Below are 24,547 nucleotides of genomic sequence, written 5' to 3'. Positions count from 1 at the left end.
ACCGCGTCGTCGCGGGGTGAACCGGCCGGCGCGACCGGCTGCCGTCCGCGCCGGACACGCCGCGATTCCGGGCTGTTCGCCGATCTGGCTGTCCTATAGTCTTACTGACGTAGGACAATAGGAGGGATCGTCGCGGGTGATCGAGTTCGTGCTGGACGGCCGGTCCAAGGTGAACACCTACGTGCAGCTGGTGCAGCAGGTGAAGCAGGCGTTGCGGGTCGGCCTGCTGACCCCGGGTGACCAGCTGCCCAAAGTCCGTGACGTGGCGCAGTCCCTGGCGATCAACCCGAACACGGTGTTGAAGGCGTACCGGGAGTTGGAGATCGAGGGCCTCGTGGAGGGGCGCCCCGGGTTGGGCACCTTCGTCCGGCGCACGCTCGCCGGCGCGTCCCTGCCCAACCAGCCCGAGCTCCGCGACGACCTGGTGGCCTGGCTGCACCGCGCGCAGGCCGCCGGCCTCGGCCACGAGGACATCACCGCCCTGGTGGAGACCACGATCCGGGCCACCCTCCCGGCCGGGCCGGCGCAGACGGAAAGCGTGAGCAGATGAGAGGAGACCGGATGGACGTCGTGCTGGAGACCGACCAGCTCGGTAAGCGGTACGGAAACAAGTGGGCGCTACAGGACTGTTCGCTGCGGTTGCCCGCCGGCCGCATCGCCGCCCTGGTGGGTCCCAACGGGGCGGGCAAGAGCACCCTGCTGCACCTGGCGGTGGGCCTGCTGCGGCCCGACGCCGGCGCGGTGCGGGTCTTCGGCGAGACGCCGTACGGCAACACCGCCGCCCTGTCCGAGATCGGGTTCGTCGCCCAGGACACCCCGCTCTACCCGGACTTCACCGCGGCCGAGCTGCTCACCCTCGGCGCCCGGCTGAACCGTCGCTGGGACGCAGCGCTGGCCCGCAACCGGCTGGCCGAGCTGGGCATCCCGCCCCGCAAGCCGGTCGGGCAGCTCTCCGGCGGACAGCGCGCCCAGGTGGCGCTCGCCATCGCCCTGGCCAAGCGGCCCCGGCTGCTGCTCCTCGACGAGCCGGTGGCCAGCCTCGACCCGCTGGCCCGGCGCGAGTTCCTCCAGTCGTTGATGGGCAGCGTCGCCGACGCCGGCACCACCGTGCTGCTCTCCTCGCACCTGCTCGCCGACCTCGAACGGGTCTGCGACTACCTGATCGTGCTGCACGCCTCCCAGGCGCGGCTGGTCGGCGCCGTGGACGACCTGGTCGCCGGGCACCGGCAGCTGATCGGGCCCCGGCACGGCGGCGATCCGATCGCCGGCGTCTCGGCGGTGGTCCGGGCCAGCCACACCGACCGGCAGTCCACGCTGCTGGTCCGCACCGACGGGGCGATCGTCGATCCGCGGTGGACCGTCCGCGAGGTGTCCCTGGAGGACGTCATCCTCGGCTACCTCGCCGACGGCGACGCGCAGGCGAGCCACGCCGAGTGGGAGGTGCCGGCATGATCTGGCTGACCTGGCGTCAACACCGCCGGCAGGCGCTCTTCACCCTCGCCGGCCTGGCGGTCCTCGCCGCCGTGCTGGTCCCGACCGGCCTCGCCATGCGCAACCGGTTCGCCGAGCTCGGCGGGCCGGAGTGCGTACGCCAGCTGGCGGGGTCCGAGCTGGCGCCGGGCGTGGTCGAGTCCTGCAACCGGGCGTTCGACCAGTTCAGCAACCAGTACGGCACGTTGAACCTGGTGGGCGTGCTCTTCCTCGTCCTGCCGCTGCTGGTCGGCCTGTTCTGGGGCGCTCCGCTGGTCGCCCGCGAGGTGGAACAGGGCACCCACCGGCTGGTGTGGACCCAGGGGGTCAGCCGACGCCGCTGGGCGGTGGTGAAGTTCGGGCTCGTCGGGGCGGGGGCGACGGCCGTGGCGGCGAGCTACGGGCTGGGCATGTCGTGGTGGCTGGGCCCGTTGACCCAGGCGGAGCGGCAGGGCCGGTTCGACGTCATCTTCTTCGACATGCAGGGCCTGGTCCCGGTCGGCTACACCGTCCTCGCGGTGGCACTGGGGATCTTCGCCGGCACGGTCTGGCCCCGGATGCTCCCGGCCATGGGGGCCACCCTGGCCGGCTTCCTCGGCCTGCGCATCGCCCTGGTGGAGTTCGCCCGGCCGCACTACATGGCGGCGCAGACCCGCACCTTCCCGGTGGTGAGCGACACCCCCATGCCCCACCTGGCCCACGGCGACTGGGTCCTGTCCAACGGCGTCCGGGACGCCGAGGGCAACATGGTGGCGGCCAACGCGCAGATCGCCTGCCCGCCCGGCGCGACCGGGCCGGGCGGCGGGCCCTGCGGCGCCGAACTCGGCCTCCAGCCGGGTGCCTACAACTGGCAGCTCTACCAGCCGGCAGACCGGTACTGGGCCTTCCAGTACATCGAGACGGGGATCTTCGTCGCCCTCGCCGCGCTGCTGCTGCTCCTCGCGGTGCGCCGGATCCGGCGGATCGCCTGAGCCCGAGGGGTGGCCGCCGGGCGAGGGCCCGTCCGGCGGTCACCCCACCGGCGTCGCGGCGAGCGGCCAGCACCGTCCCTAACCGGGCGGCGTCCTCCGGACACCGCCGGCAGCGACCCGTCCCGGGTCGCGGGCTTGCCGCGGGTGCCTACCGTCGAGGACGGCGGTACCACCCGGGCACGCCCGGCACCCGCGCCGAGGGCTGGTGCGGGAGCCGGATCGGCGATCAGTAGGGTAGGGATGTGTCTCTATGGATGGCCGCGATGTGGGGACTGGTCGGCAGCGCGGTGGCGGAGGCGCTGAACCTCTACGGGATGATGCGCCCGACCGCCGAGTCGGGGCACCGGTGGCAGTGGCCGTGGCGGGACCCGCGGGACCGGCCGATCGTGCTCTTCGCCGTCCTGCTGCGGATGGTCGCCGGCACCGGGCTGGCCGCGGCGGCCGGCGCCGGCGGCCTGGCCACCACCGCCTTCGCCGCCTTCACCTTCGGGGTGGCGGCGCCCCTGGTGATCGCCAAGATGTTCGACCAGATCCGGGTGGCGGACCAGCCGGCCAAACCGAGCCGCGACGGCGGGAACGGCAGTCACGATGACGCCGCGTGACGGCTTCCTGCGCCGGCTCGTCCTCGCCCTGGCGGCCCGGCCCGCCACCACCGCCACCACCGTCCCCCCGCCGACCCGGACCCGGTTCGCCGCCGCGCTCGCCGCCCGTCCGGTGGCCGACGGCCGGTCGGGCGCCGGGCCGGTGCCGGCGCTGGCCGACCGGTACCACGACGGCAAGCTGACCCAGCGGGTCCGGGAGGTGCTGGCCGGCATCCTCGGCACCACCGCCGACCAGCTGCGGGTCGACTCCGACGGCGACGTCGGCATCCGCGCCGGTTCCGCCATGATCTTCGTACGCACCCAGGAGGACCCGCCGCTGGTGGACGTCTTCTCGCCGCTGCTCACCGGCGTCGACGCCACCGAGACGCTCTACCAGCGACTCTCCGACCTCACCAACGGCCTGGTGATCGGGCGGATCTACTGCACCGGGGACACGGTCTGGGCGTCCATCCCGGTCTTCGGTCAGGACTTCCAGCCCACCCAGCTGCTGCTGGCCCTGCGGGCCATGATCGAACTCGCCGACGACCTGGACGACCAGCTCCGGCAGGAGTTCGGCGGCAGCCGATTCTTCGGCCCCGAGGCGTCCGGGCTGGTCGCGGTTCCCGATCCGACCGGCTACCTGCGCGACCTCGCGGCCTCCGGGGAGACCGGCGCGACCGGCGCGGGCAGCGTCCTGGTCGACCTGCTGGCCGACCGGGGCCGCACCGAGGAGCTGCGGCTGCGCGCCGAGCACGGCGACTGGCACGCCGCCTCCCGGCTCGCCGCGCTGCTGGCCGGCCGGGGCCGCGCCGAGGAAGCCGAGCGCTACTGGCGGATCGCCGCCGACCAGGGCGAGCCCCGGGCCCGCCACGAGTTGGCCACCCTGCTGGCCGGCCAGGGCCGGCACGACGAGGCGATGGCACTGCTGCGGCAGGCGGTCGCCGACGACGACTGGCGGTCGCTGCCCCTGCTGCTGACGCTGCTCACCGAGCACGGCCGGGTGGACGAGGCGATCGCCCTGCTGCGGCAGCGCGCCGGCGCCGACGACTGACCCGGTCCCCCGCCGCCAGCTCGGGGCCGCCCGATCAGCCGTTCCCGGTCGCCGCCGCCACCCGTGAGCCGCCCGGCCGGGTCAGTCCGGCAGGCCGGCGCAGGGGGTGCCGTCGATAGTGCAGGCCGTCGGGCTCGAGCTGAGCGGGGCGCCGGTCACCCGGAAGGTGACCCGCACCGAACCGCCGGCGGGGACCGCTCCGCCGGCCCCGTCCGGCACGAAGGTCCACGTCGCGCCGTCCCGGCTGGCCCGGGCGCCGCTGACCGAGGTGACCTCCAGCGACTCCCGGGGCAGCGTGACGACCAGGGTCCAGTCGGTCACCCGGCTCCGCCCGGGATTGCGGATGGTCACCGCCGCGCCGTAGCTGAGCAGGGCGCGCTCCTCGACGGCGAACTCGGCGCCCAGCGCCACGGTGGCCGGCGGCGTACCGGTGGGGCCGGACCGGCTCGGGGCGGCCGACGAGGTCGCCGCGGTGCTCGGGCGCGGGGCCGACGGGCGGGTGGCGGCCGGCTCGGCCTGCACCCCGACGCCGTCCGCCGGTGGAGCCGGTGGCACCGCGACCTTCGACGGCGGATCGAGGGCCACCGGAGCCAGCCGCTCCGGCGTCCGCAGCACCACCACGACGGCGGCCGCCGTCGCGACCAGCACCGCCAGCCCGGCGATCGCGGCGAGCCGGACGACCGCCGGCCCGTCACCCCGACCGCTGGCGGCGCGCCGCACGGACCCGGCGACCGCCAGGATCCGGTCGAGCACGATGATCGCCACGGTCCGCCGTGGCTGCGGCGGTGCTGCCGGCATTACCTTCTCCCCCTACAGATCGTCCGCCGGGCACGCTGCCGCGCCCCGTGCGCCAGCGGGCCCCCCGGCCCGGTCACAGCGCGCGAAGCCCGGCCAGCAACTCCTTGAGCAGCGCCTCGGTCGGCAACGCGGACAGCATCGGTGGCTCGTGCGTCTCGATCAGCCCGGTCTCCGCCAGGTCGGCGAGCAGCACCCGCACGGTACCCACCGGCAGGTCCAGCTCCGCACCGACCTCGGCCACCGACAGTGGACGCCGGCACAGCTCGACGATCCGGGCCTGCTCCGGAAAGAGCTGGGCGGCGGGAGCGGCGGGCCGGCTCACCACCAGCGTGATCAGGTCGAACCGCCCCTGGTCGGGCGCACTGCGACCGCGGGTCATCGCGTACGGCCGGACCACCGGACCCGCGTCGTCGTCGTACCACGCCTCGTCAGCGTCGCCGGTCGGTCGCACCGGTGTCCCCGCTCGTCGCCAACGAGGCCGGCTCCAGGTACACCGGCAGGTGCCGTTCCGCCTGCCCCACGAAGAGCGCCACCTCGTACGCCATGTCGCCGACCTCGGCGTCAGCGCCGATCCGCACGGTGAGGATCGCCCCGTTGCGGGTGGTGGCGACGAACAGGAACGCCCGGGCCATCTGCACCACCACCTGCCGCAGCGCGCCGCCGACGCAGACCCGGGTGGCCGCCATGCCCAGGGCCTCCAGTCCGGCGACCATGCTGGACAGCTGGGCGCCCAGCTCGTCGTCGACGCCCCGGGAGGTGCCGAGCAGCAGCCCGTCCGGGGACAGCACCACCGCGAAATCGGCCCCGGGCACCCGGTCGACCAGGTCGTTCAGGGCGGCGGTCAGGCTGTCGGCGCTGACCACTGATTGCGTCATCATCGTCCTCTCGGTCCTCGGGGTACCGGCATCTCGACCGTGTCGGAGCCGACGGTGCCCGGCCCGGGCCGCACCGACCCGGGTCGGCGGTCGCGTACCGGCAGGCCGCCGCTGTCGACGCGCGGCCCGCCGCCGGGCCGCGCCGGTAGCCGGTCCGGGCCGCCCGTCCCGGCCCATCCGCCGAGCGTCCCGTCCGGCGCGCCGTCCGCTCCGCTCGGGGCCACCAGGCCGGCCGGCAGCCACACGACCGCCGCCGTTCCGCCCCGGGGACCGGGACGGAGCGAGACCCGGATGCCGTGGCGGGCGGCGAGCCGGGCGGCGGCGTACAACCCCGCGCGGCCCTGCGGGGGGCCGCCCGGTGGCGGGTCGCCGAGCAGGCCGTTCAGCTCGGCCAGCACGGCGGCCTCCAGCCCCGGCCCGTCGTCGGTGACCACGATGGAGCAGCCCCGGGCCGTGGCCTCGGCGGCGACCCGCACGGTGGTGTTCTCCGGCGAGAAGACCAGCGCGTTCTCGATCAGCTCGGCCAGCAGGTGGACCACGTCGGTGACCGCCGGCCCGGCGAGCGTCCACGGCCAGTGCGCCGTGACGAGGACGCGCTGGTAGTCCGCGACCTCGGCGACCGCGCCGCGCGCCGCGTCCAGCAGCGGCACCGGCCGCCGCCAGCGCCGGGCCGGCGTCGCGCCGGCGAGGGTGACCACCTTCTCCACGTTGCGCCGGATCCGGGTGGCCAGGTGGTCGAGCCGGAACAGCTCGGCGGCCTCGGCCGCCGAGCGCTCGCGGCGCTCCAGCGCGTCGAGCAGCGTGAACTGGTCGCGCAGCAGGGCCTGGTTGCGCTGGGTCAACCGCAGGAGCAGCTCGTGCAGGGCCGGCTCCCCCGCACCCGGGTCCCGACCCGGCCCGGTGCTGTCGGCGACCGCCGTCCCGCCGCGCCGGCCCGCCACCGCGGGCAGGCGCGGTTCGGCGGTGCCCGGCCCGGCGGGTGCGCCGAGGCCGACCGGTCCGCGCCGGTCGGCGAGGGGCCCGGCGGGCGCTCCGGGGCCGGGCGGTCCACTCCGGACCGCGAAGGGTTCGCCCGCCGACTCCGGCCCGGTCCGGGTGCCGCCGGACCGGTCCGGGTCGCCCGCCCGCGGCGGCGCGACCGGGTCCCGCTCGGCCGGGTGGCCCACCGGCGACGGCGCGCCCCGGTCCCGCCCGGTCAGCGCGAAGCCGGCCGCCGGACCGGCCAACCGGCGGACGGTGCCGAGCCAGCTGAACAGCAGGGCGAGCACGACGACCAGGCCGAGGCCGAGCACCACGCCGGTGCGGAGCACCACCAGCGCGGCGCCGGGCGTGGCCCGCTCGACGCTGTCCCGGGCGGCCGACTTCACCAGCGCGTGCAGCCCGGCCAGGGCCGGGTCCACCGCCGCGCGCCACTGCTCGGTGGTCGGCACCGGTCCGTCGTCGCCGGTGCGGACCAGTCGGTCCTCCAGCGCGAGCAGGGCGGCGAAGCCCGGTCCCTCCACCAGGTCGCGGTGGTCGTCCCGGTCGGCGGCCGGCAGCCCGGCGGCCGCCTCGGTGCGGGCGTACCGGTGGGTGGTGACCAGTTCGGTCAGCCGGAGCCGATCGTCGGCGGTGAGCCAACCGTTGGTCAGCGCGGCGCTGAGCAGGGTGTCCTCGCGGGCGAGCAGCTCGCGGGCCCGGGCCAGCGCGATCACCGCCCGGGTCTCGGCGGCCAGCCCGCTCTCCCGCGCCCCCCATTCCGGTCCGTAGACCGCGAACGCGGCGTCGATCAGCCGGTGGTAGCCGGCGATCGCCCCGGCCCGGCCGACGTCCGCCTCGGCCCGCAGCCCGGCCAGCCCGCCCAACTGCCGGACCAGCTCGTCGACCCGGCCCCGGACCGGGCCGGCGGTGAGCAGTCGGAGGTCGGGACCGTCGGTGGCCGCCCGGAGGACGTCGATCCAGCGGTCGGTGTTGGCCCGCGCGCCGGGCAGGCCGACGCGGGCCTGGTCGGCCCCGGCGATCGCCTCCGCGGTGAGCCGGCGCTCGTACTGCAGATCGAGGATCAGCCGGTCGGTGGGCTGCCCGAAGGTCTCGGCCAGTGCCCGCACCCGGAGCAGCTCGGCGGCGTCCCGGACGGTCAGGTAGGCCGTGTACGACCAGAGCAGGAGCAGCACGACGGCGAGCGCGGCGAGCTGCCGCCGGATTCGCGGGTCGCCGGGCCGGGTCACGGCGCCGGCCGTTCCGGCCAGGGCCGGCCGGACCCGTCGCCCGAGCGGTCGGCCAGCAGCGTCCGCAGCAGCGCGAGCAGTTCGGCCCGGTTGGCGCAGTTGAGCCGGGACCGCATCCGCGCCACGTGGTGCTCCACCGTCTTCGCCGAGATGAACAGCCGGTCGCCGATCTCGCGGTAGGTCAGCCCGGCCACCACCAGCTCCGCCACCTCGCGCTCCCGGTCGCTGAGCCGGTGCGGCGCGGGGCTGGCGATGGCCTCGGCGCCCTCGACGCCGGCCCGCGGCGCGCCCTTGGCCCCGGCCGGCCGACCCTGCAGCATCCGGGCGCAGTCCAGCAGCGCGGTCATCGCCCGCCGGTCCGAGGTGCGGATCGCCGCCTGCCCGGCCAGCCGCGCGCCGTCCCAGCACAGGCCGGCGTCGTGCAGCCCGCGGGCGGCCGCCTCCACCCGGACCGGGTCGACGACGCCGCGCAGCACCTCCACCCAGCTCGCCGCGGCGGCGGCGACCACGGCCGCGTACCGGCTGTGGTCGGCGGCGGCGAGCAGCGCGGCCACGTGTTCGTCGGCGGCCGCCGGCTCCTCGGTGAGGATCGCCGCGTGCAGCCCGCTCCAGTGCAGCGGTGCGCTCCACAGGGGCGGGTCGCCCAGCCGGGCCAGCAGCTGCCGGGCCTCACCCAGGTACGGCTCCAGCCGGCTCAGGTCGCCCAGCCGCGCGCCGGCGATCGCCAGCTCGCCGAGCGGCAGCAGGGTGAACAGGTCGACCGGGTGGCGGACCAGGGCCTCCAGCGCGTGTCCCCAGCCCCGCTGGAGGGCGCCGAGGTCGCTGTTGCGCCGCGCGATGCCCAACTCCAGCGCGGTGGCGAAGAGCAGGTCCCGCGACTCGAGCGGCCGGCCAGCGGTCACCGACCCGAGGCGGTCGGCGGCGAGCAGCGTACGGCCCCGGACCATCGCGATCCATGCCTGCATCAGCCGGTGCCGCCGGGCCAGCAGCGGACCGCCGGTGCCGCTGGCGACGGCCCGGTCGAGCACCCGCTCCCCGACGTCCAGCTCGCCGCAGTGCAGGGCGGTCAGCGCGGCGAGCGCCGCCGGGCTGTCCGGCAGCAGCACCGCCCGGCCGGCCGGTTCGAGCAGCGCGGCCGCCTGCACCAGGGTGGAGAGCGCGGCGGTGGGCGGGCCGGCGATGCTGGCGGAGATCCCGTCGGCCATCAGCCGGGCCGCGCTGGCGTGCAGGGTGGGCGGCCCGTCGGCGGCCTGCCGGGCCGGTTCGGCGCGGTCGGCCGGGTGGCCGGCGGCGAGCGCGCCGACGGCCGCGAACGCCGTCGCCGAGGCGCTCCCCGACCAGCGGTACAGCTCGACGCTGCGGCCGACCTGACCACGGTGCGCTAGCGCCGTCGCGGCGACCACCGCCGCCTCGGCGCGGTCGGCCGGCGTGGCCGTGTCGAGCAGCCGGTCGGCCAGCCGGAGGGCGGCGTCCAGGTCGCCGGCGAGGGCGGCGGCGACCGCCTGCCGGACGGCCACCGGCCGACCGGCGGCCGTCGCGGCGGCGAACAGCTCCGCGGCCAGTGCCGGCTCGCCGGCCAGCGCCTCCTCGGCCGCGGCCGCCAGCGTCGGGGCGGGACAGTCGGCGGCCACGCCCGCCGCGCGCAGCGAGCGGACCAGCGGGAGCACCGGCCCGCCACGGGCGAGCTGCACCTCGGTGAGCCGGCGCCACACCGCGGTGCGGTCGGTGGCCGGGCTCAGCGCGGCCACCGCCCGGCGCACGATCGGCGCGAGCCGGCCGTCGACGCCGAGCAGCCCGGCTGCCCGGGTCGCCGAGACGAGCTCGTCCACCTCCTCCGGCGTCCGCCCGAGCAGCGGGCCGAGCAGGTCGACCGGCAGCGGCACGCCGGCGGCCACGGCGAGCAGCAGCCGGCGTACGTCGGGGGCCAGCTCCTCCAGGTCCGGCGCGAACTCGAGCACCGCCTGCCGCGCCGGTTCGGCGGGTACGCCACCGCCCTGCCCCGGCAGCCCACGGACCAGTCGCTCGACGTCCCGCGGCACCCCGCCGGTCTGGCTGTGCACGAAGTCGACCAGGTCGGGCCGGCGGCCGAGATCGGCGGCGGCGAGGTAGGCCGCGGTCTGCTCGCGGGCGAACGGGGTGAGCAGGACCAGCTGTCCGTCCCGGCGCAACGCGTCGGCCAGCTCGGCCAGCGCCGCCGGCCGGGGCCACGGCCGGTAGCCGACGGCCAGCCGGTGCCGCCGGGCGACCACCAGGGCGTGCAGCGCCCGCAGCCGCGCGTCGTCGAGCAGGTGCGCGTCGTCGACCAGCAGCACCGCGTCCGGGTCGACCGCGTCGGCGGCCGCCGGTGCGCCCTCCAGCACGGTCGTCCCGGCCTGCCGGTAGATCCGGGCCAGCTCCCGCAGGTACGCGCTGCGGCCGTGCCCGCCGGGCCCGGTCACGCCGAGCGTCAGCGGCGCGCCCGGTTCCCTCGCCACGGCGTCGAGCAGGGCCCGTGGCCCCTGGTCCAGCACCAGCCGGGACCCGGCGACGCTACTCATGATCATGGTCATCCTTCGCGTCCCCGCCCTCGCGTGAGCGCCAGGCGGGACGCCTTCGGCAGTTCCAGTGGGGTGATCCGGATCGGCGGGCGGGGTGGCGGCTCGCCGGGCATCGGCCGATCCGGGTCGGGTCGCCGCCGCGCCGGCACGGGGGCCCGGCCCGAGCCGCTGACCGGGGCGTCCGGCACCGGTTCGCGCTGCGGCGCGCGCGGCGCGACCACCTGGCAGGCGGCCAGCGCCGCCCCGGTGGCGGCGGTCAGCTGCGGGTCGGGTTCCACCTCGACCGGCACCGGGAAGGCCGCGGCGAGCACGTCGGCGACCAGCGGGATCCGGGTGGAGCCCCCGGCGAGCAGGACGCCGTCGAGCTGGGCCGGCCGCAACCCGGCGGAGTGGACGGTCCGCACCAGCAGGTCGGCGGTGGCCTGCACGGCCGGCCGGATCAGGTCCTCGAACCGGGCCCGGCTCACCGGCACCCGGGCCGGGCCGGTCGGCAGGGTCAGCAGCACGTCGGTCTCGGCGTCCACGGTCAACTCGCGCTTGGCCCGCTCGCACTCCGGCAGCAGCCCGCGCAGCACGGCCTGCGCCGTTCGCGGGCCGGCGGCGCCCAGTTCCCGGGCCAGCACGGTGCGGACGTGGTCGGCCAGCGCCTCGTCGAAGTCGACCCCGCCGACCCAGTCGAGCCCCTGCGGGAGACCGAACGTCTCGTACGTGCCGCGCGGGGTGCGCCGCACCAGGGCCGCCTCGAAGGTGGCGCCGCCGAGCGCGTACACCGCCGCCGAGCCGCCCGGGAAGCCCCGGGCCGCGTGGCTCTCGGCCACCGTGACCGTCCGGGGCAGCAGCGTCACCGCGTCCAGCCCGAACTCCCACAGCGCGCGGCGCAGCAGGTCCCGCCGGTGCCGACCCCAGCCGGCGGGGTGGCTGAGCACGACGGCGTCGGCGGGCTCGCCCTCCCGGTCGTGGACACGCTCCACCACCCAGGTCGCCAGCGCGGCGGTCAGCGTCTGCGGCGAACACGGCTCACCGGCGAGCAGCAGGGGCACGTCGTCGCCCACCCGGCCGACGAAGCCCCGGGCGGTGCGGCCGGGGTCGGCCCCGGCCGGCTCGCCGACCAGGAACATTCCGTCCGTCGACAGGCGCACCACGGACGGCAGCGTGACGGATCCGTCATCCAGGGTGACCGGCTCCGGGCGGGTCCAGGTGGCACCCCGGCGCCGGGCCACACTGGCCACGGTCGTGGTGCTCCCGATGTCTATCCCCAGGACGTACGGCATCCGCTTTCTTCCCTCACCGCGAGTTGGCCGGTCGGCGGCGACGGTGTCGACACCCGGACCACCCCCGGCGAAACCCCGTGGGCTCCTACGTTCGTACCAGAGATCACTCCCGGATCGGGACCCTAACTCTGGCCGGCCCGAGTCCCCCAGTCCCCCTAACGTACGAGGGGGCGGGCACCCTAATCCGGCGGGGTGGGTTGCGGGCCGTTCCCCGATGCCCGGTGCCGGCCCCGGGCCGTACGGTCACTGTCGACGATCGCCGGTCACCGACGCCAACGAGGAGAACGCGCACAATGCCGCACCAGACCCTGCACGACTTCGTGCTCAACCTGCTCACCGACCCGGACGCGCGGTCGGCCTTCGACCTCGACCCGGAGGGCGCGCTGCAGGCCGCCGGCCTCAACGACATCACCGCCGCCGACGTGCAGGACGTCGTCCCGCTGGTGGTCGACTACGCCCCGGTGCACGGGCTCGCGCCGGTGGGCCCGGTGGCCGGTCAGCTCGGGGTCGACCCGCTGGTGACCGACGCGACCGACGTGGTCGGCCAGCTGCAGAGCGTGACCCAGCAGATCAGCCTGACCAGCTCCGACAGCGGGCTGGACGTGAAGGCCGGGGTGCTGGGCGCGATCGCCGTCGACCCGAGCGCCGTCGCCGTCGGGGCGACCGTGCTGCCGGGGATCGGCCTGGGCGTCGGGCCGGGTGGCCTGGAGACCGACCTGACCGGGGCGCACGACCTGGCGCACACCCTCGACGCCGACGTGGTGGGCGCGGTGGACACCGTGGCCGACCCGGTCGTCGGCGACGTGACCGGTACGGCCGGCGACCCGGGCGCGGTGCTCGGCGGCGCCGACTCCGGGCTGCTCGGCAACGGCGTGCTGGGCGGGGACGGCCTGCTCGGCGGGGCGCTCGGCGGCACCCAGGGCCAGGTCGGCGGCCTGGTGGACGGGCTCGGCGTGGACGACACCCTGGGTGGTCTCGGGCTCGGCGACGGGCAGGGCGGCCTGGTCCCGCCGGTCGACGTGCCGTCCACGGTGGGCGGCGTGACGCAGCAGGTCGACGGCCTGCTCGGCGGTGTGACCGGCACGGTGGGCAGCGTGACCGGTGACGTGACCGGCGGTGTGACCGGCGACGCCGGGGTCCACGGCGACGCTTCCGCGTCGGCCGGCGGCGGCCTGCTGGGTGTCACCGACGGTCTGCTCTGACCGGATTCCGGTGGAGCGGGAAGGCCGGATCGCCCTGGGCGGTCCGGCCTTTTCCCGGATCCCTCTTGATAATTGACCTGAAATCCGCACACTTGGTGCGGTGATGGCGGGGATCTGGCTGGACGTGCTCGACGAGATCGCCCGTACGTGCCGGGAGCACGGGCGCGGCGATCTGCTCCAGACGGTCCGTGAGAAGCGCGCCCAACTGCTGGATCCCACGCTGCGGGTGCTGGTCGTGGGCGAGCCCAACCAGGGCAAGAGCCAACTGGTCAACGCCATCGTCAACGCCCCGGTCTGTCCGGTCGGCGACGGCCGTACCACCGTGCTGCCGACCGTGGTGCGGCACGCCGGGGTCGCCGCCGCCGCGGTGGTCCAGGGGCCACCGTCCACTCCGGGTCGGCCCGGTGGCGGCACCGGGGCCCTGGAGCGGACCGCGCTCCCGCTGGACCAGATCCCCGCCGGCGTGGCCGGCACCCTGCGCCGGGCCGGCGGCGGCCCGGCGTACGTCGAGATCGGACTGCCCCGCGCGCTGCTCGGCGCGGGCCTGGTGCTGGTGGACATGCCCGGCGCCGACGAGGTGGCCGCCCTCGGCGGCGCCGCTCCGGCGGCGGCGCTGAACCGCGCGGACGCCGTGCTGCTGGTCTCCGACTCGACCCGGGAACTCTCCGTCGCCGAGCTGAACGTGCTGCTGCACCTCACCCGGTCGCACCCCAACGTGGTGGTGGTGCAGACCAAGACCGACCTGGCGCCGGACTGGCGGGCGGTGGCCGAGCGCAACCGCAAGCACCTCGCCGAGGCCGGCGTGCCGGCGGCGCTGATCTGCGTGTCGGCGGCGCTGCGGCTGCGCGCCGCGGCCGCCGACGACCGGGTCCTCAACGCCGAGTCGGGCTTCCCCGTGCTGATCGCGCGGCTCCAGCGGGACCTGGCCGGCAAGGCCGACGTGCTGGCCCGGGCCTCGGTGAGCCTGGTCGCCCGCACCGTGGTGGAGCAGCTGGCCGCGCCGCTGCGGGCCGAACTGGAGAGTCAGCAGGCCGAGCAGGAGTCCGGCCCGATGACCCGGCTGCACGCGGCCCAGCGGGAGGTCGACGAGCTGCGCCGGTGCGCCACCCGATGGCAGAACACGCTGGCCGACGAGATGGCCGACCTGCTCTCCGACATCGAGTACGACCTGCGCGACCGGACCCGGGAGATCCTGCGGACGGTCGACGAGGCGTTCGACACGGCCGATCCGCTGGTGGCCTGGGACACCTTCGAGGAGTGGCTGCGGCGCAGCCTGGTCGAGGCGGCCGAGGCGAACCACGAGTGGCTGGTGCAGCGCTGCGACTGGGCCGCCCGGCGGGTGGCCGGCAACTTCGCCCGGTACGGCTACGACGTGCTGCCGCCGTGGTCGATGGCGGTGCCGGAGGACCTCGGTGACCGGATGCCGAGCATGGAACGGCCGAACATCGACCGGTTCACCGCCGGCCAGAAGGTGTTCACCGGTATGAAGGGCTCGTACGGCGGCCTGCTGATGTTCGGCCTGGCGATGACGCTGGCCGGCATGCCGATGATCAACCCGGTGTCGATCGGCGCCGGCGCGCTGTTCGGCGGCAAGAGCATCCGGGACGAGAGCCGCCAGTTGCTGCGCCGCCGCCAGTCGACCGTCAAGACCGCGATCCAGCGCCACGTCGACGACTTCTTCGTCCGGACGACCAGGGACTGCCGGGACGCCGCCCGGCAGGTGCAGCGGATGCTGCGGGACCACTTCAGCGCGCTGACCGAGGAGTTGCAGGAGGCCATCATCCAGTCGCTGCGTACCGCCAAGGCGGCCGCGGACACCGACGCGGCGGCGCGCGACCAGCGCCAGCGCGAGATCCGGCTGAAGATGACCCGGTTGGCCGCGCTCTACGAGCAGGCCCAGCAGCTGACCGGCGCCCGGCCCGCGCCGGCGACGCTGGAGCCGCGGGCATGACCGTCGGACTCCGGCTGGACGAGGCGGTGTGGGGCCTGCTGCACCGGGCCGTGGAGCTCTACCGGGAGCACCCCCGGGCCAGCGCCCATCTGCGCCAGCAGCTGGCCCGGCTGGAGCAGCCGCTGCGCATCGCTATCGCCGGGCCGTGGCGGTCCGGCCGGTCGACCGTGCTGAACGCGCTGATGGGCGAGGAGGTCGCGCCGGTCGAGGGGACCGACGGCAGCGGCGTCTTCACCTGGTACGAGGACGGGGCGCAGCCGGCGGCCACCGCGTACTCGACCAGCCACCCGCCGCAGGAGCTGGCGGTGGCCAAGTCGGCGACCGGGATGCGGGTGGACCTGGTCGGCTGGCGGGCCGGTGAGCTGCGCGACATCGTGGTGCGGTGGCCGACCCGGGCGCTGCGGCAGGTCACGCTGATCGACACGCCGCCGGTCGCCGGCCCGGACGAGCACGGCCGGTCCCCGGTGCTGGACCGGGTGCTGCGCGACGCGGACGCCGTGCTCTACCTGACCCGCGACGGTCGGGGCAGCGATCTGCGGGTGCTGGAGTCGGTACGGGAGAGCGCGGTCGGGCAGGCCGCCCCGGTGCACGTGGTCCTGGTGCGGTCCCGGGCGGACGAGACCGGGGGCGGGCGGATCGACGCGCTGCTCACCGCCCGGCAGCTCGCCCGCCGGCAGCACCGCGACCCGCGGGTCGCCGCGGTCAGCCTGAACGTGGTGGCGTGCAGCGGACTGCTCGGGCTGGCCGGCCGGGTGCTCAGCGAGTCGGACTACGCGGCGCTCGCCCAGCTGGCCCGGGCGCCCCGTGCGGAGCTGGAGGCGTACCTGCTCTCGGCCGACCGCTTCCTCCGGGGCGAGCTGCCGGTCCCGCTGGACGCCGAGGTGCGCGCCGCCCTGCTGGACCGGCTGGGCCTGTTCGGGGTGCGGCTGGCCACCACCCTGGTGCGTACCGGCTGCGACAGCCGGGTCGCGCTCTCCGCCGAGCTGATCCGGCGCAGCGGCCTGGCCGAGCTGCGCGAGTCGGTGAACCGGTTCTTCGTCGACCGGCGGGACACCCTCAAGGCGCGCTCGGCGCTGGCCGCCGTGGAGGCGCTGGCGCGGGCCGAGCCCGGCCCGGGCAGCGCCGAGCTACTCGGCACGGTCGAACAGATCCTCGCCGGTGCGCACCAGTTCCAGGAGCTGCGGCTGCTGGCCGCGCTGCGCGACACCCGGCTCGGCTTCGAGGCCGACCTGGCCGAGGAGGCGCGGCGGCTGGTGGGCGGCGACGGGATCGGGCTGGCGGCCCGGCTCGGCGTCGAGCACGACGCGACCGTGCAGCGGCTCTGGGAGGTCGCCGCCGACGCGCAGTGGCGCTGGCGGGAACGCGCGGAGGACCCGCTGCTGCGGCTGGCGCAGCGGCGCGGCGCGCAGGTCGTCGTGCGCAGCTGCGAGGGGATGCTCGCCGAACTGGCCGAGGGTGGGCGGTGACCGGCCGCCGCCCGGTCAGGCCGGCTTGGTGATGAAGGACGGCCGGATCCGGGCCCAGGGCACCCACGCCGAACTGCTCGCGGGCGACGACCTCTACCGCCGGCTGGTCGAGGCGCTGCGCATCGCGGCCGGGCGGCACGGCGGCGCGGTGGCCGTACGCTGAGGCGCGCCAGCCCCCGACCGGCCGTGTCAGCTCGTGGTATGAGCCAGCTGATATAGAGCAATCTCGATCCTGTGCGCGTAGGTTGACGCTGACCCGTTCGATCGGGCCGGCGTCGGGGCCGAGGGCGACCAGTGGCCGCGGCACGGGCCGGGTCGGCAGGTCCCGGCACCGTCCGCGCCGCCCACTGCTTCCGGCGGGCGGGGCGCGGCTGGGCACCGGACCCCCGCTCCCGTCCGCGGCGCAACCCCCATGAACCCGCGCCGCGGCCGCCCTCAAGGAGGCCACGGATGAGACGAAGCTTCGCCGCCGCGGCAGCAGCGATCCTGCTGCCCGTCGGCGCCCTCACGATCGCGGCGCCACCGGCCGCCGCGGCACCGGTGGACGTACCCGCCACGAGCGCCGCGGCGCCACCCGCCGCCGCGTCGTCGGAGATGTTCGCCGCGCTGCAGCGGGACCTCGGCCTCACCGCCGCCCAGGCCCGCACCCGCATCGCCCGCGACGAGAAGGGCAGCCGTACGGACGCCGCGCTGCGCCGGTCGCTCGGCGCGGCGTACGCCGGCGGCTGGCTGACCGCCGACGCGCTCGTGGTGGCGGTCACCAGCCAGGCCGCGGCGGACCGGGTCCGGGCCGCCGGCGCCCGGCCGAAGGTCGTCGACCGCAGCGGCGCGGAACTCGACCGGATCAAGTCGACGCTGGACCGGCACGCCGCGAAGGCGCCCGCCGCCTCGGTCCCCGGCTGGTACGTCGACGTCACCACCAACAGCGTGGTGGTGCTCGCCCGCGGCGACGCCCGCGCGGCCGCGGCGTTCGTGCGGGCCAGCCGGGTCGACGCGTCCGCCGTCCGCGTGGTGGCCACCACCGAGGCCCCGCGCACCTACTACGACGTGCGCGGCGGCGACGCCTACTACATGGGCGGGCGCTGCTCGGTCGGCTTCTCGGTCACCGGCGGGTTCGTCACCGCCGGCCACTGCGGCACCGTCGGCACCGCGACCCAGGGCTACAACCAGGTCGCGCAGGGCACCTTCCGCGGGTCGTCCTTCCCCGGCAACGACTACGCCTGGGTGCAGACCAACACCAACTGGACCCCGCAGCCGTGGGTGAACAACTACTCCGGCGGCAACGTCACCGTGGCCGGCTCCACCGAGGCGGCGGTCGGCGCGGCGATCTGCCGCTCCGGCTCGACCACCGGCTGGCGGTGCGGCTCGGTGCAGGCCAAGAACCAGACCGTCAACTACGCCGAGGGTTCGGTCAGCGGGCTGACCCGCACCAACGCCTGCGCGGAGCCCGGCGACTCGGGTGGCTCGTGGCTCTCCGGCCAGCAGGCGCAGGGCGTCACCTCCGGCGGCTCCGGCAACTGCACCTCCGGCGGGACGACCTACTTCCAGCCGGTCAACGAGATCCTCTCGGCGTACGGCCTGACGCTGCGCACCAGCGGTGGCGGTGAGCCGCCGCCGCCGACCGGCTGCACCGGCTACGAGGCGACCTACACCGGCTCGATCTCGGCGGGCCAGAGCCGGTACCAGCCGAACGGCAGCTACTACTACTCGTCGGTCTCCGGCACCCACCGCGGCTGCCTGGACGGGCCGACCGGGGTCGACTTCGATCTCTACCTGCAGAAGTGGAACGGGTCCAGCTGGGCGGACGTGGCCGGGTCGTACACCGCCGGCCCGGACGAGTCGCTGAGCTACACCGGCACCGCGGGCTACTACCGCTTCGAGGTGCACGCCTACAGCGGCTCGGGCAGCTACTCGATGGGCATCACCAACCCGTGATCCCGACCGGTGCGGCCGCCGGCGGCGGTCGCACCGGGGCGGGACGCGGTGACGGCGGGGTGCGGAGGGGAGTCCGCACCCCGCCTCAGCGCGTGGCGGACGAACCGCCGCCGCCTCCGCTCCTGGTGGACCGGACCGGCACCGCGTCCCCCACCCGGCGCTCAACCGGGCGGCGTGCCGTGGGCGAACCCGCTGCCGGGCGACGGCGCCGGCCGGGTGCGGTAGACCTCGACCCCGACGGCAAGGTCCTGCCAGGGCATACCGGTCCCCTTGAACAACCGTGGTCCACCGGCGGGCAGCCGGGCGCGGCCGGTCACCAGGTGGTGCAGCGGGATCAGCTCGTCCTCCCGCAGCACCCCGGCGGCCAGCGGGATGACGACATCACCCGCCTCCCGCAGGGTGCTGGCCCGCGACTCGACCACGACGTGCGAGCGGGCGACCAGCGTGTCGTCCACCTCCCGGGCGTGCGGCGAGTGCGAGCCGATCGCCACGACCACCGCGTCCGCCCGGACCAGCGCACCGTCGAAGAGCGGCGTGGCGGAGCTGGTACAGCAGCAGATCACGTCCGCCCGGCTCACCGCCTCGGCGGCCGAGCCCGGGTCGCGGAGCTCGACGGGCACGCCCGTGCCGGCCAGCCGCGCGGCCAGCCGGTCCCGCCGGGCGGTGGCGCGGGCGACCAGGGTCAGCTCCGCGACGTCGTGCAGCGCCAGCAGCGCCGCGGCGTGGCCGAGCGCCTGCGGGCCGGCCCCGAACACGGTGAGCCGCAACGGCTCGCCGGCGGTGGGCGGCAGCAAGTGCCGCACCGCGAGCGCGGACATCGCCGGGGTGCGCAGGTTCGTCAGCGCGGCGCCGTCGATCAGCGCCGCCGGGCGTTGTTCCGACCCGGCGAAGAGCAGGAAGGCCCCCTGGATGAGCGGCCGGCCGCGGTCCGGATTGTCGGGGGTGCTGGTGAGCAGCTTGCAGCCGGTGTACCCGTCCCTGGTCGCCGGCATGACCAGCAGTTCGCCGGCCGCCGTGGCCAGCCGCGAGCGGGGCGGCTGCCGTTCCGGGTCGAGGCCTTCGGACAGCGCGGTCTCCAGGGCGTCCACCGCGGCCCGGACCGGAGTCGCCGCGACCTCGGCCGCGGCGACGAGCCTCATCCCGGCGAAGGTGGCGACGGTCGGCGCGGCGGACTCGGACACGGGCGGCTCCGGGGGTGGACGGCTGGCGGGACATCACAGGCTAGTCCGCGCCGGGTGACACCCCGGCCGGCGGAGGTCCCGCGGGCGGGGGTCGAAGGTCCCGTCGACTGTGGTCCGCCGGCACTGCTCGCGGCGGGCCGGAACCGGTGGAATCGAGTCGTAGACAAGAAGTGAGAGGAGCAGGCGCAATGACCGCCATCGCTGAGCGTCCGACCGTCAACCGCACCGCCACCACCGCCCACCGGGCGGTCGCCGTCCCGGCCGAGACCACCCGGGAGAGGGCGACCCGCTACACCCTCGCCGGCCTGCGCCTCGCCCTCGGCTGGACCTTCCTCTGGGCGTTCCTGGACAAGATGTTCGGCCTGGGCCACTCGACCGACGCCGCCAAGGCCTGGATCAACGGCGGCAGCCCCACCAGGGGCTTCCTCGGCAACGCGGTCGCCGGCCCGTTCGCCGACCTCTACCGGTCGTTCGCCGGAGCCGCCTGGGCCGACTGGCTCTTCATGGTCGGTCTCGCCGCCATCGGCACGGCGCTCCTGCTCGGCATCGGCGTGCGGATCGCCGCCGCGGCCGGCGCCCTGCTCCTGGTCATGATGTGGACGGCCGTCCTGCCCCCGGAGAACAACCCCTTCATGGACGACCACCTCGTCTACGCCGGCGTCCTCGCGGTGCTCGCCCTCACCGCCGCCGGGAACACCCTCGGCCTCGGCCGGTACTGGACCCGACTGCGGATCGTGCGGCGGCTGCCCTTCCTGAAGTGACGACGCCCCCGACGAGGGCGGCACCCGGACCGGGTGCCGCCCTCGCGGCGTACCGGCACCGGCGGCCCGGAGCCGATCCAGGTGCCGGCGCCGGCGTCAGGCCGGGACGACGGAGAGCCGGGGGCCGGCGGGCGGCGCGGTACCGGCCAGGCTCACCAGGGTGTGCCCGGTGACGTCGTCGACCAGGGCGACCCGCACCGCGCCGGGCTCCGGGTCGGCCAGCGGCACGGCGAAGACCGCGGTCACCGGGCGGCCCTGGTAGCGGGCGGCGTGTGCGACGAAGCGCCACTCGCCGTCGTCCCAGTGCTCGCGTACATCGGAGCGGAGCAGCGCCGCCACCCGGCGGTAGGCGTCGCTGAGCTGGAGCTGCTGCACGGTGGCGAGCAGCGGCACCCCGGAGCCGCCGCGCAGCGGATGGGTCAGCCGGGCGCGCAGCCGGCGCAGCGGCAGCAGCCAGGCGGCGTCCAGCTCCGGCGAGAGCGCCACCACCGCGGCCAGTTCGGCGAGCAGCACCGCGGCGCCGGCCGCCGGCCGGGCCGCCAGCGCGCCCGCCCAGCCCGTCCCGGCCAGGCCGGCCAGGCCGCCCGCCGCCACCAGCAGCCCGGCCCGGGCCAGGCTGCGGCCGGAGACCGGAGTGGCGCGGGCGCTCAGGCACCCGCAGGAGGAGGCCGGCGCCGCCCGGCGGGCGTAGCCGAGGTAGCCGAGGAAGCCGACGGCCAGCGCGGTCGCGGCGACCGCCTCCAGCCGCAGCACCGGGGGCAGCAGGAGCAGCCCGCCGAGGGTCAGCTCGACGGCGCCGAGCAGCCGGTACGCCGGCAGCGCCCGGCGCTCTCCGAGCAGCCAGGCCAGCGCCGACCGGTGGGCGGCCGCGGCGGCGTGCCGGCTGAACAGTTTGACGCGGGCGGACCAGATCAGCACGGCACCGACGACCAGCGGTTGCAGCGCCGCGATCATGTCGATCATGGGTTCTCCCATCGGGTGGTCCGGCGGGCGGCGCCCCGGGCGGCCCCGTACCGCCCGGGGTGCCGCGCGGGTCAGGCGGCGGCGTAGACGGTGGCGATGTCGATCTCGTTGGTGTCCGGATGCCAGGCGCCGAGCACCTGGACGTGCCGGCCGACCCGCAGCAGCGACATGTCGCTCACCGCCGGCGTCCCGTTGTAGACCGCGGCGGACCGGTCCGGCACCACGTGCGCGACGATTCGTTGGCCCTTGTGGTCCAGGTGCAGCACGTTGCGGCCGACCGCGGCGATGTGCCCGTGCAGGTTGACGATGTTGACCCAGACGGCGTCCGCGGCGAGCGTGCCGTCGGGCAGGCGGACGCCGCGGGCGTAGAGCCCGTCACCGACGGCCACCCGGTCGAACGTGGTCGGGTGCAGCTTCCAGATGCTCGTGCCGTCGGTGATCCGGATCGAGTGCAGCACGGTGTCCGAACCGGTGACCAGCAGCATGCTGCCGGAGATCTTGCTGATCCGGCCCTCGGCGAAGTTCGGGTCCGGTGCGCCGGGCTCCACGGCGGAGGCCTCGGCGGCGAAGGCGGCCTCGGGGGCGAGCGAGCCGAGCGCGGTGGCGCCGACCACGCCGCCGAGCGCGGCGGTGGCGAGCAACCGCCGTCGGTCCAGGGTCTGGTGCATGGTGGTGCCCTCCGTTCAGACGGTGTCGACCGAGCAGGGCCGCAGCCCGGCGGAGAGACTGGCGATCGCGCTGTACGCCGCGGGCGTCAGGTCGATGATCCGGTTGCTGCCGCAGGCCGAGCCGCAGCAGGTCCGCTCGCCGCAGAACAGGTCGGTCTGCGGGCCGCAGTCGGCGATCGTGGTGCCGATCCGGGCGCCGTTGCAGAGGTTGGTGGTGTAGTGCCGGAAGCCGCAGCCGCGGCGGCTCATCCCGGTGATCCCGCAGGCGTGCGGGCGGGTGATGGCCAGGCACGCGTCCGAGGTGTTCGGCCAGGCGTGCTGGTAGTTGCCGGATCTGCAGGTGCCACAGGCGCCGCCGCCGGCCGAGCCGCAGGGACCCCAGGCGCTGCCGCAGCAGAACCACGACACCTCACCTCGCAGAGCTGCCATGGGTACCTCCCTCCAGGAACGTGATCGAAAACGATCAGTGTCTATATAGACGCTGATTGTTGTGGCATAAATCACCAAAGTCAACGGTGGAGTGGTAGCTTTCCTACGGAGCGCGTGGTGGGCGGATTCGGACCCGACCCGGTGATGCGCGGCGCTGATGGCGTGCGGCGACCAGGGTCTCGGCCGTCAACCTCGGTCAGTCCTGACCGCGAGCGCCAGCGGCGGGTCACCCGGACGCCCGCCCGGCACGCCGGTCAGCGGTCGAGCACGGTCAGGTCGAGCGCGGCGAGCCGGTCCGGGTCGGAGAGCACGTCGATGGCGACGATCCGGCCGTCGGTGACGGTGAAGCCCATGACCGACAGCGGCCGGCCGTTGGCCACCACCACGACCCCGGCGGCCCCGTTGACCAGCGCCGGCCGGGCGAACGGGGAGAGCCGCCCGAAGGTGACCGCCTGCCCGGCCACCGCCCGCGCGCCGGTGACGACGACCCGCCGGTGGGCGCGGGCGGCCCCGCCGTCGGCGCGCAGCACCACCTCGGGATCGAGCACGGCGACGAGCGCGGCGAAGTCGCCGTCGCGGGCGGCGGCGAAGAACGCGTCGACCACCGCCCGCTGCCGGGCGAGGTCGGGGTCGGGCGCCGGCGCCTGCCCCCGCACCCGGCGGCGGGCCCGGCTGGCGAGCTGGCGGGCCGCGGCCGGTGACCGGTCGACCATCGGCGCGATCTCCTCGAAGGGCACCGCGAACATGTCGTGCAGCACGAACGCGAGCCGCTCGGCCGGCGTCAGCGTCTCCAGCACCACCAGCAGCGCCAGCCCGACCGAATCGGCCAGCACCGCCTGCTGCTCCGGGTCGAGGCCGGAATCCGGGCTGATCACCGGATCCGGCACCCGCACGTCGAGCGGCTCCTCCCGCCGCGCCGCGCGTGAGCGAAGCATGTTCAGGCACACCCGGGCCACCACCGTGGTCAGCCACCCCGCGGGGTTCTCCACGCTGCCGGCGTCGGCGCGGCTGACCCGCAACCAGGCCTCCTGGACGGCGTCGTCGGCCTCGCTCACCGAACCGAGCATCCGGTAGGCCACCGCACGCAGCCGCGTCCGGTGCTCCTCGAACCGCTCCGTCAGCCACTCGCGCTCGTCCACCTGTCACGCCTTCCTCGCGGGGTCGTACCGCTAGGACCCGCCGCGGCCGGGCGATGTGACCGGGGGACCGGATTCCGGCCCGGCAGCGAACGCCCCAGCACCCGCAGCCCACCCGGCGACCAGCGGAAAGACCGCCGCCGGCGGCATCGCTTCGACGCCGGAGACGAGTTCGGCCCAGCCCGGAACAGCACCGTACCGGCCGCGCCGGTCAGGCCCGGCGCCTGGGCCGGTCGGCCCGGGTAGGGCTGGCCATACCCGGAAGCTACGCCCAGACGGCTGGGGTGGGCGCCCCGGCCCCGATCAGCGTCTGCCGCATGACACCGCCGGACCCGCCGCACCTGGCCGCGACGCTGCGCCGCCCTCACTACCTGCTCTCCTGGTGGCCGTGGCGCGCGCTGGCCTATCTGCTGACCACCGTGCCGGTCGCCGGCACCCTCGCCGTCGGGCTGCTCCTCGTCGGGGCGCCGCTGCTGGCGGCCGTCAACGCGGTGCGGCAGGGTCAGCCGGCCGGTGCCCGGTCCGCCGCGCCGAAGACGATGTCGAGGTGGTCGTCCAGCGCGGCCAGTGCCTGCTCCACGGTGTACTGCCCGCCGAGCAGGTAGAGGCCCAGCCCCTCCATCAGCGCCAGCACCCCGGCGGCCGCGTCCCGGCGGGGCGCCGGGAGGAGACCGGCGACGAACTCCACCAGTTGCCCGGTCTCCTCGCGCATGCCGGCGGCGGCCTCCGGGCGTACCGCGGTGTAGGCCAGGAAGGCCAGGGCGACCCGCCCGTCGGCGCGCGACTCCTCGGTCAGCGGCAGCAGCGAAGTGATCATCGCCCGGAGCAGCTGGCGGGGCGACGGGTCATCGCCCAACCGGCTGACCGCGTCGGTGATCCGGGCCTGGCCACGGTCCCGCACGACGCCCATGGCGAAGGTCATCATCTCGTCCTTGGTGCGGAAGTAGTGCTGCACCATGCCGGGCGAGACACCGGCCTCGGTCGCCACGTGACGCAGGCTCACCGCCTCCAGCCCCTGCCGGGCGGCGACCCGCATCAACGCGTCGGCGATGAGCGTGCGCCGCTCGTGGCGGTCGACCTTCTTCGGCATGGCC

Annotated in this window: 24 protein-coding genes; 12 read left to right on the top strand and 12 right to left on the bottom strand. The window is 76.0% G+C overall.

Annotated elements, in window-relative coordinates; genetic code table 11:
• The first annotated feature begins 136 nt into the window (after window positions 1-136).
• The 5 genes from AC1WTP_RS21615 to AC1WTP_RS21595 all read left to right on the top strand — a co-directional run bounded on the left by AC1WTP_RS21615 (window position 137) and on the right by AC1WTP_RS21595 (window position 4,073).
• Window positions 137-550: a GntR family transcriptional regulator gene (locus AC1WTP_RS21615; RefSeq protein ID WP_481651078.1), complete on the top strand. Its 414-nt coding sequence runs from the start codon at window positions 137-139 to the stop codon at window positions 548-550.
• Between the two features lie 11 nt (window positions 551-561).
• A complete protein-coding gene (locus tag AC1WTP_RS21610; RefSeq protein ID WP_481651077.1) occupies window positions 562-1,452 on the top strand; it encodes an ABC transporter ATP-binding protein in 891 nt (296 codons plus the stop codon).
• Complete coding sequence (locus AC1WTP_RS21605; protein ID WP_481651076.1) at window positions 1,449-2,441, top strand: transporter; 993 nt, start codon at window positions 1,449-1,451, stop codon at window positions 2,439-2,441. Before AC1WTP_RS21610 ends, AC1WTP_RS21605 begins: the two co-directional genes overlap by 4 nt.
• Window positions 2,442-2,683: 242 nt before the next feature.
• Entirely contained in the window at window positions 2,684-3,043 is a 360-nt protein-coding gene (locus AC1WTP_RS21600; RefSeq protein ID WP_481651075.1) for a hypothetical protein, read from the top strand.
• Window positions 3,030-4,073 carry a T3SS (YopN, CesT) and YbjN peptide-binding chaperone 1 gene (locus AC1WTP_RS21595; RefSeq protein ID WP_481651074.1) on the top strand — a complete coding sequence of 348 codons (1,044 nt, stop codon included), beginning with the start codon at window positions 3,030-3,032 and terminating at the stop codon, window positions 4,071-4,073. The genes AC1WTP_RS21600 and AC1WTP_RS21595 overlap by 14 nt, the downstream gene beginning before the upstream one ends.
• 81 nt (window positions 4,074-4,154) lie before the next feature.
• Here the strand turns inward: AC1WTP_RS21595 and AC1WTP_RS21590 are convergent, their stop codons facing one another.
• The 6 genes from AC1WTP_RS21590 to AC1WTP_RS21565 form a co-directional block, all read right to left on the bottom strand.
• Complete coding sequence (locus AC1WTP_RS21590) at window positions 4,155-4,871, bottom strand: cellulose binding domain-containing protein (protein WP_481651073.1); 717 nt, start codon at window positions 4,869-4,871, stop codon at window positions 4,155-4,157.
• 73 nt (window positions 4,872-4,944) lie between these two features.
• The gene (locus tag AC1WTP_RS21585) at window positions 4,945-5,322 is read right to left on the bottom strand and encodes a DUF742 domain-containing protein (RefSeq protein ID WP_481651072.1); all 378 of its coding nucleotides are present in this window, start codon (window positions 5,320-5,322) and stop codon (window positions 4,945-4,947) included.
• Window positions 5,300-5,749 carry a roadblock/LC7 domain-containing protein gene (locus AC1WTP_RS21580; protein WP_481651071.1) on the bottom strand — a complete coding sequence of 150 codons (450 nt, stop codon included), beginning with the start codon at window positions 5,747-5,749 and terminating at the stop codon, window positions 5,300-5,302. Before AC1WTP_RS21580 ends, AC1WTP_RS21585 begins: the two co-directional genes overlap by 23 nt.
• A complete protein-coding gene (locus tag AC1WTP_RS21575) occupies window positions 5,746-7,953 on the bottom strand; it encodes a sensor histidine kinase (RefSeq protein ID WP_481651070.1) in 2,208 nt (735 codons plus the stop codon). Before AC1WTP_RS21575 ends, AC1WTP_RS21580 begins: the two co-directional genes overlap by 4 nt.
• Window positions 7,950-10,490 (bottom strand): helix-turn-helix transcriptional regulator, encoded by a 2,541-nt coding sequence (locus AC1WTP_RS21570; RefSeq protein WP_481651069.1) that lies wholly within the window; start codon window positions 10,488-10,490, stop codon window positions 7,950-7,952. The genes AC1WTP_RS21575 and AC1WTP_RS21570 overlap by 4 nt, the downstream gene beginning before the upstream one ends.
• 8 nt (window positions 10,491-10,498) lie before the next feature.
• Entirely contained in the window at window positions 10,499-11,761 is a 1,263-nt protein-coding gene (locus AC1WTP_RS21565; RefSeq protein ID WP_481651068.1) for an Hsp70 family protein, read from the bottom strand.
• A gap of 293 nt (window positions 11,762-12,054) precedes the next feature.
• Here AC1WTP_RS21565 and AC1WTP_RS21560 point away from each other — a divergent pair, with 293 nt between their 5' ends.
• The 5 genes from AC1WTP_RS21560 (at window position 12,055) to AC1WTP_RS21540 (ending at window position 18,315) form a co-directional block, all read left to right on the top strand.
• Window positions 12,055-12,963, top strand: coding sequence for an IniB N-terminal domain-containing protein (locus AC1WTP_RS21560; protein ID WP_481651067.1), 909 nt, complete (start codon window positions 12,055-12,057; stop codon window positions 12,961-12,963).
• A 103-nt stretch (window positions 12,964-13,066) separates the two neighbouring features.
• The gene (locus AC1WTP_RS21555) at window positions 13,067-14,914 is read left to right on the top strand and encodes a dynamin family protein (RefSeq protein WP_481651123.1); all 1,848 of its coding nucleotides are present in this window, start codon (window positions 13,067-13,069) and stop codon (window positions 14,912-14,914) included.
• A complete protein-coding gene (locus AC1WTP_RS21550) occupies window positions 14,911-16,380 on the top strand; it encodes a GTPase domain-containing protein (RefSeq protein ID WP_481651066.1) in 1,470 nt (489 codons plus the stop codon). The genes AC1WTP_RS21555 and AC1WTP_RS21550 overlap by 4 nt, the downstream gene beginning before the upstream one ends.
• Before the next feature lie 28 nt (window positions 16,381-16,408).
• Complete coding sequence (locus tag AC1WTP_RS21545) at window positions 16,409-16,543, top strand: hypothetical protein (protein ID WP_481651065.1); 135 nt, start codon at window positions 16,409-16,411, stop codon at window positions 16,541-16,543.
• A 287-nt stretch (window positions 16,544-16,830) separates the two neighbouring features.
• Entirely contained in the window at window positions 16,831-18,315 is a 1,485-nt protein-coding gene (locus tag AC1WTP_RS21540; RefSeq protein ID WP_481651064.1) for a S1 family peptidase, read from the top strand.
• Window positions 18,316-18,476: 161 nt separating this feature from the next.
• Here the strand turns inward: AC1WTP_RS21540 and AC1WTP_RS21535 are convergent, their stop codons facing one another.
• Window positions 18,477-19,496 (bottom strand): ornithine cyclodeaminase family protein, encoded by a 1,020-nt coding sequence (locus tag AC1WTP_RS21535; protein WP_481651063.1) that lies wholly within the window; start codon window positions 19,494-19,496, stop codon window positions 18,477-18,479.
• 188 nt (window positions 19,497-19,684) lie between these two features.
• Between AC1WTP_RS21535 and AC1WTP_RS21530 the strand changes: the two genes are divergently transcribed.
• Window positions 19,685-20,257 (top strand): hypothetical protein, encoded by a 573-nt coding sequence (locus AC1WTP_RS21530; RefSeq protein ID WP_481651062.1) that lies wholly within the window; start codon window positions 19,685-19,687, stop codon window positions 20,255-20,257.
• A 96-nt stretch (window positions 20,258-20,353) separates the two neighbouring features.
• Here the strand turns inward: AC1WTP_RS21530 and AC1WTP_RS21525 are convergent, their stop codons facing one another.
• The 4 genes from AC1WTP_RS21525 to sigJ all read right to left on the bottom strand — a co-directional run bounded on the left by AC1WTP_RS21525 (window position 20,354) and on the right by sigJ (window position 23,456).
• Entirely contained in the window at window positions 20,354-21,220 is an 867-nt protein-coding gene (locus AC1WTP_RS21525; protein ID WP_481651061.1) for a MauE/DoxX family redox-associated membrane protein, read from the bottom strand.
• Window positions 21,221-21,291: 71 nt separating this feature from the next.
• Entirely contained in the window at window positions 21,292-21,888 is a 597-nt protein-coding gene (locus tag AC1WTP_RS21520; protein ID WP_447139274.1) for a cell wall protein, read from the bottom strand.
• Window positions 21,889-21,903: 15 nt separating this feature from the next.
• Entirely contained in the window at window positions 21,904-22,317 is a 414-nt protein-coding gene (locus tag AC1WTP_RS21515; protein ID WP_481651060.1) for an RlpA-like double-psi beta-barrel domain-containing protein, read from the bottom strand.
• Between the two features lie 254 nt (window positions 22,318-22,571).
• Window positions 22,572-23,456, bottom strand: coding sequence for an RNA polymerase sigma factor SigJ (sigJ, locus tag AC1WTP_RS21510; protein ID WP_481651059.1), 885 nt, complete (start codon window positions 23,454-23,456; stop codon window positions 22,572-22,574).
• 314 nt (window positions 23,457-23,770) lie between these two features.
• Between sigJ and AC1WTP_RS21505 the strand changes: the two genes are divergently transcribed.
• Window positions 23,771-24,058: a hypothetical protein gene (locus tag AC1WTP_RS21505; RefSeq protein WP_481651058.1), complete on the top strand. Its 288-nt coding sequence runs from the start codon at window positions 23,771-23,773 to the stop codon at window positions 24,056-24,058.
• On the opposite strand, the gene AC1WTP_RS21500 is transcribed toward AC1WTP_RS21505, so the two are convergent.
• Window positions 23,956-24,543 carry a TetR/AcrR family transcriptional regulator gene (locus AC1WTP_RS21500; RefSeq protein ID WP_481651057.1) on the bottom strand — a complete coding sequence of 196 codons (588 nt, stop codon included), beginning with the start codon at window positions 24,541-24,543 and terminating at the stop codon, window positions 23,956-23,958. The genes AC1WTP_RS21505 and AC1WTP_RS21500 overlap by 103 nt on opposite strands.
• Between the last annotated feature and the right edge of the window lie 4 nt (window positions 24,544-24,547).

The sequence above is a fragment of the Micromonospora sp. R311 genome (assembly GCF_056780015.1).
The sequence above is the reverse complement of the archived record's forward strand: the minus strand, read 5'-3'. Positions and strand labels throughout refer to the sequence as shown.

Excerpts from the sequence above, each read along its gene's own strand:
- AC1WTP_RS21525 (WP_481651061.1), bottom strand. The coding sequence starts at position 21,220 with ATGATCGACATGATCGCGGCGCTGCAACCGCTGGTCGTCGGTGCCGTG.
- AC1WTP_RS21565 (WP_481651068.1), bottom strand. The coding sequence starts at position 11,761 with ATGCCGTACGTCCTGGGGATAGACATCGGGAGCACCACGACCGTGGCC.
- AC1WTP_RS21555 (WP_481651123.1), top strand. The coding sequence starts at position 13,067 with ATGGCGGGGATCTGGCTGGACGTGCTCGACGAGATCGCCCGTACGTGC.
- AC1WTP_RS21540 (WP_481651064.1), top strand. The coding sequence starts at position 16,831 with ATGAGACGAAGCTTCGCCGCCGCGGCAGCAGCGATCCTGCTGCCCGTC.
- AC1WTP_RS21610 (WP_481651077.1), top strand. The coding sequence starts at position 562 with ATGGACGTCGTGCTGGAGACCGACCAGCTCGGTAAGCGGTACGGAAAC.
- AC1WTP_RS21550 (WP_481651066.1), top strand. The coding sequence starts at position 14,911 with ATGACCGTCGGACTCCGGCTGGACGAGGCGGTGTGGGGCCTGCTGCAC.
- AC1WTP_RS21520 (WP_447139274.1), bottom strand. The coding sequence starts at position 21,888 with ATGCACCAGACCCTGGACCGACGGCGGTTGCTCGCCACCGCCGCGCTC.
- AC1WTP_RS21505 (WP_481651058.1), top strand. The coding sequence starts at position 23,771 with ATGACACCGCCGGACCCGCCGCACCTGGCCGCGACGCTGCGCCGCCCT.
- AC1WTP_RS21570 (WP_481651069.1), bottom strand. The coding sequence starts at position 10,490 with ATGAGTAGCGTCGCCGGGTCCCGGCTGGTGCTGGACCAGGGGCCACGG.
- AC1WTP_RS21530 (WP_481651062.1), top strand. The coding sequence starts at position 19,685 with ATGACCGCCATCGCTGAGCGTCCGACCGTCAACCGCACCGCCACCACC.
- AC1WTP_RS21515 (WP_481651060.1), bottom strand. The coding sequence starts at position 22,317 with ATGGCAGCTCTGCGAGGTGAGGTGTCGTGGTTCTGCTGCGGCAGCGCC.
- AC1WTP_RS21595 (WP_481651074.1), top strand. The coding sequence starts at position 3,030 with ATGACGCCGCGTGACGGCTTCCTGCGCCGGCTCGTCCTCGCCCTGGCG.
- AC1WTP_RS21500 (WP_481651057.1), bottom strand. The coding sequence starts at position 24,543 with ATGCCGAAGAAGGTCGACCGCCACGAGCGGCGCACGCTCATCGCCGAC.
- AC1WTP_RS21580 (WP_481651071.1), bottom strand. The coding sequence starts at position 5,749 with ATGATGACGCAATCAGTGGTCAGCGCCGACAGCCTGACCGCCGCCCTG.
- AC1WTP_RS21590 (WP_481651073.1), bottom strand. The coding sequence starts at position 4,871 with ATGCCGGCAGCACCGCCGCAGCCACGGCGGACCGTGGCGATCATCGTG.
- AC1WTP_RS21560 (WP_481651067.1), top strand. The coding sequence starts at position 12,055 with ATGCCGCACCAGACCCTGCACGACTTCGTGCTCAACCTGCTCACCGAC.
- AC1WTP_RS21605 (WP_481651076.1), top strand. The coding sequence starts at position 1,449 with ATGATCTGGCTGACCTGGCGTCAACACCGCCGGCAGGCGCTCTTCACC.